The sequence below is a fragment of the Paenibacillus sp. NRS-1782 genome (assembly GCF_050467685.1).
GTDB lineage: Bacteria > Bacillota > Bacilli > Paenibacillales > Paenibacillaceae > Paenibacillus > Paenibacillus terrae_A.
Window position 1 is genome coordinate 54,865 of the sequence record NZ_JBITPH010000005.1, and the last position, 13,527, is coordinate 68,391.

9 protein-coding genes and 3 pseudogenes are annotated in these 13,527 nt (G+C 43.4%); all 12 read right to left on the reverse strand.

Going from position 1 to position 13,527, the window contains the following annotated elements; translation table 11 throughout:
* Positions 1-110: 110 nt before the first annotated feature.
* The gene (locus ACIFQM_RS01830; protein ID WP_430064935.1) at positions 111-3,200 is read right to left on the reverse strand and encodes an efflux RND transporter permease subunit; all 3,090 of its coding nucleotides are present in this window, start codon (positions 3,198-3,200) and stop codon (positions 111-113) included.
* Entirely contained in the window at positions 3,197-4,621 is a 1,425-nt protein-coding gene (locus ACIFQM_RS01835; RefSeq protein WP_430040040.1) for an efflux RND transporter periplasmic adaptor subunit, read from the reverse strand. Before ACIFQM_RS01835 ends, ACIFQM_RS01830 begins: the two co-directional genes overlap by 4 nt.
* A 164-nt stretch (positions 4,622-4,785) precedes the next feature.
* The gene (locus tag ACIFQM_RS01840; protein ID WP_430040038.1) at positions 4,786-5,436 is read right to left on the reverse strand and encodes a response regulator; all 651 of its coding nucleotides are present in this window, start codon (positions 5,434-5,436) and stop codon (positions 4,786-4,788) included.
* Entirely contained in the window at positions 5,433-6,662 is a 1,230-nt protein-coding gene (locus ACIFQM_RS01845) for a sensor histidine kinase (protein WP_430064937.1), read from the reverse strand. Before ACIFQM_RS01845 ends, ACIFQM_RS01840 begins: the two co-directional genes overlap by 4 nt.
* 211 nt (positions 6,663-6,873) lie before the next feature.
* The gene (locus ACIFQM_RS01850) at positions 6,874-7,965 is read right to left on the reverse strand and encodes an AI-2E family transporter (RefSeq protein ID WP_430064939.1); all 1,092 of its coding nucleotides are present in this window, start codon (positions 7,963-7,965) and stop codon (positions 6,874-6,876) included.
* Positions 7,966-8,289: 324 nt separating this feature from the next.
* Entirely contained in the window at positions 8,290-9,165 is an 876-nt protein-coding gene (gene aguB / locus ACIFQM_RS01855) for an N-carbamoylputrescine amidase (protein ID WP_430064941.1), read from the reverse strand.
* 28 nt (positions 9,166-9,193) lie between these two features.
* The gene (locus tag ACIFQM_RS01860; protein WP_430040135.1) at positions 9,194-10,225 is read right to left on the reverse strand and encodes an agmatine deiminase family protein; all 1,032 of its coding nucleotides are present in this window, start codon (positions 10,223-10,225) and stop codon (positions 9,194-9,196) included.
* A gap of 169 nt (positions 10,226-10,394) precedes the next feature.
* Positions 10,395-10,946: a phosphodiesterase gene (gene yfcE / locus ACIFQM_RS01865; RefSeq protein ID WP_430064943.1), complete on the reverse strand. Its 552-nt coding sequence runs from the start codon at positions 10,944-10,946 to the stop codon at positions 10,395-10,397.
* Positions 10,947-11,149: 203 nt separating this feature from the next.
* Entirely contained in the window at positions 11,150-12,568 is a 1,419-nt protein-coding gene (locus ACIFQM_RS01870; protein ID WP_430040028.1) for a glycoside hydrolase family 1 protein, read from the reverse strand.
* Positions 12,569-12,697: 129 nt separating this feature from the next.
* Positions 12,698-12,856, reverse strand: a pseudogene (locus ACIFQM_RS01875) (trehalose operon repressor); the annotation flags it as partial.
* A pseudogene (locus tag ACIFQM_RS01880) lies at positions 12,856-13,044 on the reverse strand (PTS transporter subunit EIIB); the annotation flags it as partial. The pseudogenes ACIFQM_RS01880 and ACIFQM_RS01875, both read right to left, overlap by 1 nt.
* A gap of 131 nt (positions 13,045-13,175) precedes the next feature.
* Positions 13,176-13,490: pseudogene (locus tag ACIFQM_RS01885) on the reverse strand (alpha-amylase family glycosyl hydrolase); the annotation flags it as partial.
* Positions 13,491-13,527: the final 37 nt, after the last annotated feature.

Consider the following 13,527-nt stretch of genomic DNA (forward strand, 5'->3'; position numbering starts at 1 on the left):
ACTTCTCTTAATTATTCATTGTACTACGCCAGCAAAAGAAAAAAATCGTACATTAGGGCAACAGCCTAATGTACGATCGGGTAATTTTCAAGCATAATTATGTGCTATCGTTATTTGCCATCCATTTCTTTCTTCTGCTTCCGTTTCAGCTTCAGTTGAGCTACGACCATATAAAGAGTCGGAACTACAAACAACGTTAAAATGGTTGAAAAAATCAGTCCGAATATAATGGTCGCTGCCAATGGCTTGAATAGAATTTCTCCCATCGTAGCAATCGGTATCATACCGACGATCGCAGTTAGCGAGGTGAGAAAGATCGGACGAAAACGGGCAGAGCATGCCATTAAGATGGCTTCTGTTAATTCGGCGCCTTCACGCCGCGCGTCTTCAATAAACTCGATCAATACAATACCATTACGCACGACGATACCGGCAAGGGAAATGATACCCATGATACTCATAAAGCCGATTGGCATACCTGTAATAAAGCTTCCAAGCACTCCTCCTGCTGCTGCCAGGTAAACAGTCGTCATAATAATGAGCGGTGTGGAAACCGAGTAAAACTGCATGGTGATCAAGAGCAGAATGAGAAAAACAACGATAACGGCTAATTTCCCCAAATCCTTAAACAAATCGGACTGCGTAGATGTTTCCCCGTCCATTTCCCAAGTATACCCCGAATCGAAATGTGTACTTGTAAGCTTGCTGTGGATATCCTGGGTGAGCTCCGTAGCCGTACGCCCATTTGCATTGGCTGAGATTGTTACCGTCCGTTCCAAATCATAGCGGTGAATTTGCTGAATGGAAAAATCCGGTTTCATCGTGGCTAACTGGGATAACGGGACCTGCTCTCCTCCCGCATTAGTGACACTCAGCTGTTGGAATAATACCTCAGGATCATGGTTAGGTTTATCCATGTACATATTGATATCAAGCAGTTCCTTACCCGTATCAAAATCCGTGACCTTCACTCCGTCACCCATTAGCAACAAAGTGCGGGTTAAGTTGGAATAGTTGACCTGATATTTATCCAAGGCCTGCTGGTTGACTTGAAAATTCAAATTATAGCTTTGCATCCCCATGTTATCGGTCACATCTACAGCCCCGGGAGTTCCCGCAACGATTTCTTTTATTTTAGCTGTCATGTTTTGCAGCTTACCAAGGTCTTCTCCTTTAATACGGATAGACACTGCGCTGCCGACTGGGATACCTAATTGAGGAACACGTATACTTATTAATGCTGCTGGATATTTGGCTTGCAGTGTACTTGTCCAGCTGTCCACCGTTTTTTTGATATCAAAGACTCCCTCTTTTCCAACAACAGCAAGTTGACCGTGCACCGCGCCCACGGAGCCACTACCGGCTACTATGTCACTGTACATTTGAGGTGCTCCACCACCTGCCGTTGCTGCCAGATGTTCTGTTTCTGGCTGCTTCTTAACCCAGTTCTCAATCTCAGTTATAACCTGATTGGTTGCCTGCAATGACGTTCCTTCTGGCATCGTTACGTTGATTGTGGCATCCGGCTGGTCCGATTCAGGAAATAATTGAATGGGCACAATAGCAAGCAGTCCATAAGCTGCCGTACCAATCATAAGACCAATAAGCGCAGTGAAAAGTGGTCGACGCAGTATTCTTGGCATCCAGTTTTTAGCGTATGCATTAGAGAGGGACTGAATTTGATTGCCAAGGAGCCCCGGAGGCTTGGTCGGTTTGCTACGTTCTTTGCCCTTACTTCGTTTATCATACCATTGACGGAAAATAGGAATGATCGTAAGCGACATAATCATGGAAGCCAGCATCGTTAACGAAATAACGGTAGGGATCGGTTTAATAAAGTCTCCCATATTGCCCGGCAGAAATAAAAGCGGGGCAAATGCTGCAACTGTAGCCAGCGTGGCTGTAATGATCGATAAGGATACCTCTTTTGTTCCTTTAATTGCCGCCTCCGTAGCATCTTCTCCAAATTCAGAGCGTCGGCGTTCAATGTTGTCGTTTACCACAACGGCATCATCAACCAGTATCCCCAGTACAATGATTAATCCGATGACTGAAATTTGATTCAGCGTCGTTCCTGTCATCGGCAAGACAATAAAACCGATGGCAATAGAAACAGGGATAGCCAAGGCCACAAATGCAGAGGTTAGCAAGTTTAAGCCTAATGTACAAATAACAATAACTGATGCAATAGCAATCATCATTTCTTTGGACAGATTACCAAAGATTTCACTTACGCGATCATTTTGAGCAAACAGCAGTTCAAAATGTACATCCTTTGGCAAGCTACTCGCAAGCTCGTTGATTTTGGCTGTCGCCGCTTTGGATACCGTTGGTACGTCTGTGCCTGTATCTCCACTCAAACTGATTGAAATAGCAGGCTTGGTATTCACATACGTATAACTCTCCGTTTTTTTAAAAACAAGTGAGGCCGTACCTATATCCTTCAAGGCTATAGGAAACCCTTCTTCGTTGCTTGAAATCTGAACGTTATTTAAAACATTCGGATCAGTTGAAGCATCTACCGTTAGCTGATAGGTACGCTGATTGAAATCCAGACTTCCTGTAGGCACTCTATCATTTTCATTTTTAATGGCTTGAAGGACCTGTTCCCAGGAGATGTCATATTGCTGCATTTTTTGAGTGTTTAGGCTTATCCGTACTTCTTGTTCTGGAATTCCTTGAATATTAACTTTTGAAATACCTGAAACCGTTTTTAATTGATCTTTCCAGGTGTTCATCAACTCATTTAACGCATACAAATTTTCAACGTTATCAGAAGTGATTGCGTATGATCCGATGAAGGAGCCTGCCATGCTATCATTGATAATGGGCTGCATCGCATCGTCCGGAAGCTCAGACTGTGCATCCTGTACTTTTGTACGAAGATCAGCCCATACTTTTGTCGGATCGGCCTCATTCAAAGCTTCTATATTTATACTGGATTGGCCTTTTGACGAAGTGGAAGAAATCGTTTTGACACCTTGCACTTCTTTAATTTTCTGTTCCAAAACTTTCGTAATGGTTTGCTCGATTCTTTCAGGCGAGGCCCCCGGATACACGGTTGTGACACTGGCTCCCATAGGAACAACATCAGGCATCTCCTGTTTAGGTAACGATGCAAAGTTGTAAATTCCTAGCAAAAAGCACATGCCAAAGAAAATAAGTGTGATTTTCTGTTTTTTAACGATATATTTAATCATTCGGACGACTCCTCCGATTTCCCAAGTACATCATTCCCGAGTAAATCACCATTATATAAGGTTCCTGCTCCTTGCGTAACGATTTGATCGCCCGCCTGTAGTCCAGAGACAACTTCGAGCTGATTATTAGTCACTTTCCCCAGTTTAATCGCTGTTTTAACGGCTTTTCCATTTACAGCCTTAAAGACATAGGGTTCATTTCCCGTACTAATTACGGCCTCTACGGGCACTAAAAGCGCTTCGTTTTGATTTATGCTTTTAGATGCACTAATGACTTGACCAGGCTTCCAATTGAGTTCGGGGTTGGAAATGCTCACTTCCACATTGATGCTACCCGTTTTGGAGTTAGTCGATGGATAGATCTGGGTAACAGTTCCTGTTCTAATTTCATTATATAAAGATATATTTACTTTTTGATCTTTCTTCCACGACAAGATTTCACTATCCGGTACGGGGAGGAGCACTTTTAAGGTACTAATATTTCCGACAATAAACGCCTCACTCCCGCTGGAGCCCAGTTGACCATCAGATACCTTTTTCTCAATTACAACACCAGCTATGGGGGATGTTAAAGTAGCTTTCTTAAGAGCTAAAGCCGTTTGCTCATAAGCAGCTACCGCATCCTCGTAGGAAGCCTGTGCCTGAGCTTTACTCGCTAGCCCTTGTTGCTGAGTAGCCATAGCTGATTCCAGCCCTGCTCTGGCCTGATCGACGCCAGCCGAAGCTTGTGTACGCTGTTCCTGGGAAGCCCCTGCAAGCAAAAGGGACAATTGCTCTTGCGCATCACTTAAACTTTTTTGTGCGTTCGTTACTTCCAGCTGCGCATTTTCATTTTCCGTTAATGATACGGCCCCTGCCTGAAATAGACTTTGGGTTCGGGCGGCATCTGCCTTTTTCTTGTTGTACATATTGGTTGCCGCAGTAACCGCATTTTGCGCCTGTACAATTTCCTGTTTTTTGGCTCCATTGTTCAATTCCTGCAATTTAGATTGGGCTGAATTAATCTGGGATTGTGCATTACGAATGCTTGCATGTGCCGATTGAACAGAAGCGTCCGCTTGGCTAACACCGGCTTTCGCCTTCTCCATAGTTGCCTTGGCCTGAGCAAGCTGCAACTGATAAGTGGTTGTGTCCATTTTTGCAAGGACAGCCCCTTTATGTACCTGATCTCCCACTTCAACCGTTGTATTTAAAATACGTCCATTCGCTTCTAAGGAAACAGCGGTTTGATTGCTGGCCTGCAATGTTCCCGCCAGATTAAATTCATTAGCCAAAGGCTTCATCGTTACTTTTTGAATTTCTACCGGCTGACTGGATTTTACAGTGGAATCCTCCGAAGCGCTTGAGCAACCGGAAACCACCATAGCGAAAGTTATTCCCGTGACTAGCATTTTGATTCGTGTCCTATTCAACAATTTCATCCTCCTCAACTTCCTCTAAGCAGTTTCAGCAATCCATGGTTTAGACTGCATTTATTCTCTTTTAAGAGTACAGCAGTTTATAAACAAAAAAATCGTACATAAGGGCAAGCACCTTATGTACGATAGGGCAAAATAAAATGAATATATGTTTTTATTTACGATTTTTAAAGATGCAGAATGCCTCGTTCCAGAGACACGGCCACCGCTTCAGATCGGGAATCTACACCGAGTTTATTGTAAATGTTCGTTAAATGTGCTTTCACGGTGCGCTCTGAAATCCCCATGTCGAACGCAATTTCTTTGCTCCTAAGTCCCCGTGCAACAGACTGTAATATGTTCCTTTCTTTCTCGGTCAGGATTGTAGGCTCTTCACGCTGCTCGCTCTTGAGCTCTCTCTCACTTGTTTTAGCAAAAACTCTTGCTGTAATTTCCGGCTGAAGAAGTGTCTCTCCTCTTAATGCTGATTCAATAGTCCGAAACAAATTTTCACGGCTGGTATCCTTTAATAAATATCCTTTCGCTCCCAAGGATAGTCCCTGTATCATTAAATCATCCTCATTATAGGTAGTCAGGATAATAACCGGCGTATCATTTTGCCTCTCCTTTAAAGCTTTCATCGTCTCCAGCCCGCTCATTTGGGGCATATATAGGTCCATTAGTATTACATCCGGATGAAGCTCCTCAATCATCGTAAGAGCTGTTTCCCCTTCCTCAGCTTCACCAACAACTTCGTAGCTGTCATTTGTCTCTAGAACAAGCTTTAGCCCTTCTCTAACCACCCAATGATCATCTACAATTAATATTTTAAATTTCATGATACGTCTCCTTTAGTAAGGGGAGCCTCTACTTTAATTGACGTCCCTTCTCTTACTGTGCTGTTGATATTAATGGTTCCACCCAGCAAACGCGCACGCTCATGAATGCCTATTAATCCATAGTGTCCTGCTTGTCTGGCGATAATATCCGGGTTAAATCCTTTTCCGTCGTCACGAATCTCTATAAAAATTGTACCATGTGCATCCAAAATATAGAGCCATACGTTCTTGGCATGCGAATGCTTGGCTACGTTCGTTAGACATTCACTTATGATATGTAGCCCATGTTCCATCCATAGCCTGGATACCGAGGATTTGATCCTGATGTCCAGTGTTGTTCGGATTCCAGTAGCCATCGTAAAGCGCTGCGCTTCTTCCCGGACTGCATCAGCAAAGTCGACTTCCGAGGCCGATTTTGAACGCAGGTTATCTATAGCCCGGCGTGAGTCAGCCAACGCCTTGCGTGCCTGGGACATGGACTGCTGAACGATTTCATGTGCTCTCTGTGAGCTGCCTTTTGTCAGATGGGCATCTACGGCTTCCAGCTGCATAATCAGGCCAGCAAGACCTTGAGCCAGTGTGTCATGCAAATCCCGGGCCATGCGTTGCCGCTCGTTGGCCAACGTAAGCTCTTCCACTTTTTGATGTGCAAGCTCCAATTCAGTAAGAAAGTTTTGGATACGAATCCGCGCATTGACTTGCCTGAAAAAAAGAATAGCATATGCAACTACGACAATAACAATAAGAATGAGCAAGCCAATAAACAGCACGGAGTTCTTGCCATCTTGGTGCCATATAATAGCAACGCAAAAAAGAAGATAGAAACTAAAAAACACCAACACAACTTTTTTCGTTTGATAATAAATACCTATGCTCTGCCCGATTAAAATCGGGATTAATCCAATCAGCACAATCGGAAAACTTTCAGGCAGGAGAAATGCGCTTGAAAAGATAATTACTGCTTGAATAATAAAATAAATCCATGAAAAGTACTGTAGAATTTTACGAGCATGCCAGTACAAAAGTACGTGCAAAAATATTGTCAAAGTAAACAATATAATTTGTAGCGGTAGTAGTGGGGGAACATTTTGAAAAATAATCCCGTCGAGATAGATCAAAATGATCCATAATATAATAGGAACTCTGGATATATCAAGTCGATCATGTTCTCCACTGTGTATCTTTAAGTCTACATCTTGGTCTTGTTCCTTGGATTCGTTGCCCATAGTCCACCTCTTTATTCCTTTGGTCCAACTCAAATGATTACAAAAAACATTATATTTATATTTTATCACTTTGTAGCTTAGTTAAAAGTAAGTAAGACTATTCTCAAGCCATTTTACAAAATGGTGGAGTTAAAAAAAACGTACACATGGGCGAGGACGTGTGTACGTTTGGGTAAAAATAGATATTCGTATGCTAAATATTCAATATCAATTATAAATTTTCCCATTTTTCTCTGTAAAAAAGAAAATACACCTTACTAAAGATGACTTTAATAATCATGTATAATGGGATCGCCAGCACGATTCCAGTAATTCCTGCCAAATCTCCTCCAATCAGCACGAGAATGATGACTGTCAAAGGGTGAACATCCAGTTGCTTACCGAATACATAAGGAGAAATGATATTGTCTTGTATTTGCTGGGCCAAAAGAATAACGATAAGTGACCATATAGCAACAGTCGGTGACTGAATGAAGCCAATAATAACAATAGGGATTGATGATAAAATAGCGCCGACAAAAGGAATAAAATTCATAATCACCGCAACCACGGTTAATAATAGTGCATATGGCAATCCGATTAATAAGAATCCCAAATACATTAACACACCAAGTGCCAAGTTAATAACTACCCTTCCCACAATAAAGCTGCCAAGCGCACTATCAATATCATCCAAAACCTCGTTTGCAGCTATTAGAAAGCGTTTAGGGACAAAACTAACCAGTGTGCGGCCGAATTTGTTCCCTTCCTTCAGCATGTAAAAAAGGATTAAAGGGAAGGTAAACAATGCGATTGTTACATTGGAAACAAGACTAAACAATCCGGTTACATAATCCGTAATTAAAAAGAAACCTTTGTTCAAGTATTCGGTTAGGTGTGACAGTGGATTAACGTCGCCCGGGAAAATGGCAGAAAGTGCCTCGTTCTGTTCTAATTCTTGAACTTTTTTACTTAATGTACTAAATAGACTGGGTGCGCTCTCCACCAGATTGATCATTTGGTTACGTATGGAAGGCCAAATACCAACAACAAAGACAGCTAAAATGACTGCAATGGCGATATAAATGAGTATGATCGCAAGAGAACGATTTAACTTGTGTTTTTCCAGTACATCTACCAACGGACGCAGAAGATAATAGAAAAAAACAGACAATATTAATGGAAGTAAGACAATGCTGATTAAAGAAGTTAGCGGTTTAAATAAAAAATTGACCCGTGTGCACAAATATATAATGATGAGAACAAAAATAATGCCTATACACCATTTAAAAAACTTGTTGATTTGGGAAGTGTGATTAGTCATTAAAACCAATCCCTTCTATCTTTACATATTTAATGAACTTCTTCAACTGACCACGCCCTTCATATCATAAAAAGAAAATTCGCATTATGAGCATCCTGCTAATGTACTTAGATTTCTTATATTCATCTTAAATCGAATACCAAATAAAAAAATCGTACTTAAGGGTATACACCTCATGTACGATAGGGCAAATTATTATTTTGTAGCTTTGCAAAGTGCTCGGAGAATTCCAAAAATCCCCTTCCCGAAAAGCCGAGCGAATCCGAATGTGGGAAACGCCTTGGCTTATCAGCAAGGGGAACTTTGTCTATATTCGTATAAAGGTTATACTTTTAAATCACCATCATAGGTAGCAATCATTTTATATAGTTCCGGGCGGCGGTCACGGAAAATGCCCCATTCAATCCGCCCCACTTCCAGCTCGTCCAGATCAAATTCAGCAGTAAGCACTTCCTGATCCGTACGACCAGCTTCTGCAATTTTGTTACCCTGTGGCCCAGCAATAAAGGATGAACCGTAGAATGTGATACTGGAGTCCTCATCTGTCTCCATTCCAATGCGATTGGAAGCAACAACTGGCATCAGATTGGAAGCAGCATGACCGAGCATGCAAGTCTGCCAGTGATCCTTGGAGTCAATGGAAGAATCCTGCGGCTCCGAACCAATTGCTGTCGGATAGAACAAAATTTCTGCACCCATCAGCGCCATACAACGGGCAGCTTCAGGATACCACTGATCCCAACATACGCCTATTCCAATTTTGGCATATCGTGTATTCCACACTTTAAAACCAGTATCGCCCGGATTAAAATAAAACTTTTCCTCATACCCGGGACCGTCCGGGATGTGGCTCTTGCGGTATTTACCCAGCACTTCACCGTCCGCATCAATCACAGCAAGGCTGTTGTAGCGGGCGTAGTTTTTTTTCTCATAAAAGCTGATTGGCAGCACAACTTGCAATTCCTTGGCAATCTTCTTAAAATGGTTGACCGCCTTGTTATGCTCGAGCTCGGTTGCATATACAAAATAATCGGACTTTTCCTTCTGGCAGAAGTACGGAGTCTCGAACAATTCCTGAAGTAAAATAATCTGCGCGCCTTGCGCAGCCGCTTCACGTACCAGCTTCTCAGCTTTGCTTATATTTTCATCAATGTTGGTAGAGCAGCTCATTTGGGTTGCTGCCACTTTTACTTTTCTCACGTCAGTCCTCCTCTTGGATTTATATAGGTCAATTATTTACAGCGGGCATCTGCTGGGTAGTGCAGTGTACGTTACCGCCTTCACGGATGACCGCCATGCCGTCCACGGTACGAATGGTACGTTCCGGAAATACATTTGCCAGCACCTGCTCGGCTGCGCGGTCGCTTTCAGCAGCAGTGCCGCCAAACACGGGCAAAATAATCCCGCCGTTCACAAAATAGAAGTTGATATAGCTCAGCGTCAACCGACTGTCGTCAAAATCCAGGCGCGGAGGTTGCCCGATTTGGATCACTTCCAGCTTGCGGCCTTTTGCATCCGTTGCCTGCTCCAGAATGCGCAAATTTTCCTGCGTGATTTGGTAATTTTCATCCATAGGATCATCGCATACTTGCATAATGACCTTGCCGGGCGCAGCAAAGCAAGCAATATTGTCCACATGCCCATCCGTTTCGTCACCACTAAGTCCACGTTTCAGCCAAATCATTTTCTCAACGCCTGTATATTCGCAGACATACCGTTCGATTTCTTCCCTGCTTAATTCCGGGTTGCGGTTTGGATTTAGCAAACACTCTTCTGTTGTAATAAGTGTGCCTTCGCCGTCTACGTGCAGTGAGCCGCCTTCCATCACAAGCGGTGCATCAAACCTCGGTAATCCAAGCGTGTCCAAAATTTGCGGTGCTACCTGATCGTCCAGATCCCACGGAGCGTATTTGCCGCCCCAAGCATTGAACTTCCAGTTCACACCTGCCAACTGCCCTTGCTCATTCGTTAGAAAAGTAGGACCGTTGTCGCGCAGCCATGCATCACTATGCTCTATCGGTAGCAGCTCTACCCGTTCCCCGAACTTGAACGCTTGGACGCTCTCTAAATCAGCTGGATTTACGACCACGGTAACCGGTTCAAACTCAGCCATGGCGCGTACAATGCCAGCGTAGCCCTTGCACACATCTGCATGCAAATCCGGGTAAATCATGGAAGATTGTACAGGCCAGGAAATATACGTACGTTCATGCGGCGCCCATTCAGGCGGCATCTTATAATGTGAATCCTTAATTTGCATGTGTTGAAGCTCTCTTTCTTCATCATAATGTTGAGTCTTTTCTGTAACTGGAAAACGTTGTCTAATAAACAAGACGGACGGACTCCGTTCCTATCATACAATAATATGATCTTTGTCTCAATCAGATCGCAAAAGTTTTGAACATATCCCATTCAAGCTCTAAAATGAACTACACTGAAAATGTGATCGTTTTAATCGTGTCGCCATCAAAATCCTTAACCGTAAATTGCAGTCCCTCCAATAGCCCATAGGATGGGGGATAGTTTTCCTTCGGCAACGCTATCGAGCCGGGATTCAGCACGAAGACGCCCTTTTCCACATCCGCTACCGGAATATGGGTATGTCCCTGGATGAACAGATCCCCCGATTCCAGTGGTGGTAAGTTCCCGATGCTGAAGCCATGTCCGTGCGTGACATAGATGCGCCGACCTTCATGGTACAATAAAGCATAATCGCCCATCATCGGGAACTCCAGCAGCATCTGATCCACTTCTGCATCGCAGTTACCGCGTACAGCCACTGCAATATGAGACTTGTACTGATTCAGCATAGCGGCCACTTCCGCCGGATTATACCCTTCAGGTAGCCGATTACGCGGTCCATGATACATATAGTCTCCGAGCAGGACAAGTCTGTCCGCTTTTTCCTCCCTGAACTTTTCCAGTGTCAGCTGTAACCAGTGCAGCGAGCCGTGAATATCCGATACAAACATAAGCTTCATAATGGTTCATTCCCTTCTGAATATGCTTCTCACCGTATCATAGCCTTTCCGACAATCGCTCGTCAGTAATAAAATTATCAGCTAAGGGCCTGAACGTGATGCAAACAAAACGAAGCGACCGCTTCCCTGCACAATAGCAGGAAGCGGTCGCTGTATAAAATCCCTTTTCGTTGAATTGCTGCCTTGGTCAAGCAAGCAGCATCTTATTTCCGTCGCAAGCTTGCACCATTGGTCGAAATAACATCTTTGTACCAATGGAACGATTTCTTCCGATATCTTTCAAGTGTGCCGCTTCCATCATCATGACGATCTACATAAATGTAGCCATAACGTTTTTTAAGCTGAGCTGTCGATGCACTAACAACGTCGATGCAACCCCAAGACGTATAGCCCATAACTTCTACTCCGTCGTCAATGGCTTCGCCAACTTGAACCAGATGATCATTCAGATAGTTGATCCGATAGTCATCCTCAACGGTTTTTTCGCCTTGTTCATTGGTGATCAGCTCGTCAACGGCGCCCAAACCATTTTCAACTATGAATAGTGGTTTTTGGAAGCGGTCATAGAATGTGTTCAGTACATAACGCAAGCCTTGCGGATCAATTTGCCAGCCCCACTCGCTTGCCTCAAGATGCGGATTGCTGACACCACCTAGGATGTTGCCTTCACCTTTCGCTTTCTTCGCTTCGTCAGCCGTTTCACATGTGCTCATGTAATAGCTGAACGAGATAAAGTCAACGGTATGCTTCAAATCTTCGGCATCTCCTGGTTCAAAATGAATAGAGATTCCGTTTTCTCTAAAGAAACGTTTCATGTAGCCTGGGTATTGGCCTCTGGCATGAATATCAGCAAACGCCATATTTCTGTGGTCAAATTCCATCGCAGCAATCACATCGTCTGGATTAGGTGTCAACGGATAAGTAGGCATACTCAGCACCATACATCCGATTTTGAAATCCGGGTTAATTTGATGAGCGATTTTTACCGCTCTTGCACTTGCTACAAGCTCATGGTGAATGGCTTGATACAGGTCTTGTTCACTAAGCTGATCTTTTGGTGTGCTAATCCCGCCACTCATGAATGGAGCTTCAAGAATGGAGTTGATTTCATTAAATGTCAACCAGTATTTTACTTTATTTTTGTAACGGTTAAATACCGTTGTAGCATAGCGCTCATAAAAATCAACAAGCTTGCGGTTTACCCAACCGTCGTATTCTCTGGACAAATGTAACGGTGTTTCATAGTGAGATAATGTAACGAGCGGTTCAATGCCATATTTATGAAGCTCATCGAACAAATCATCATAAAATTGCAGACCTTGTTCGTTGGGTTCCAATTCGTCGCCTTTAGGAAAAATACGTGACCAGGCGATGGAGGTCCGGAACACCTTGAAGCCCATTTCTGCAAAAAGCTTGATATCTTCTTTATATTTGTGATAGAAATCAATACCGATAAGCTTCATATTATCTTCTGTCGGCACATCCGTAACAGATCCCCAACCACCACGAGGGGTTACATCCTGAATAGACCAGCCCTTTCCATCTTCTTGATAAGCGCCTTCGAGCTGGTTAGCAGCAACTGCTCCGCCCCACAGGAAATCTTTTGGAAACTGTGTACTCATGTTCTCTCCGCCTTTACTTATGTTTTTTCATTAACCAGGGTAGGACCTTGTCCCCTTATGCTAATGTGTTATAAAGTGTTTCTAAATTAGATTCTAAGTTTTGTAACGCGTTTCATGTCAAGTGTTTTTTTAAACAGGGTTTCTGGATACATCCGATTTTTTCTCATCCCCGTGAGCACGTCTGGCAAAGTTGACAAATTGGAATTTGTCCAGCCGATGCCTTGACTCGGTGTACTGGAACATGGTGGTATCTTCAAGATAGACATAATTAAGCACTACTACCACGTTTGATACTGTCCTTGTGAGGAAAATTGGCCTTTGACCAAAGCATTTTGATCCAATGCATCTTTATCGACCAGTTTGTCATCATAGAGGGCAAACCTCAGACGGGTTACACAATGGGTAGCTGCCTCAATATTATCTTTGCCGCCAACGGCTTCTATAATTCGTTCCACCTGTACTCTTTCAATCGACATCTAATCCGCCCCACTTAATTTAATGAAGTAGCAGCCCAGGTTGCCACCTGGGGCTATGCTTGTTGCTGTACTATAAACTTCGTCTAACGAATGAGCCACATGTAGGAAGCATATGGGGCAAAGTGATTGTTGCGTCCGTCGCCCGGAGCCGAGCTGCGATCATCACTCAGGAATCGCTGATCTTTGGAAATTAAATTAATCACATCCATCCGAAATCCGCTGACTCCCTTTTCAGCCCAAAACTCCAGCAGTTTTACGACTTCCTGACGTACTTTCGGATTTTCCCAGTTTAGATCTGCCTGAGTTTTGTCAAAGGGATAAACCTGATAGACCACCGATTTGCGCCACCAGTCCGTATCTTGATGATCGCATTCTGTTTTGTAATGAGGACGATATTTTTCAATAACTTGTTGTCGGATAACAAAAAAACAAAGGTTGATCATCATAAAACTGAAGATCAACCTTTGTCTGAGCGTTTGAATT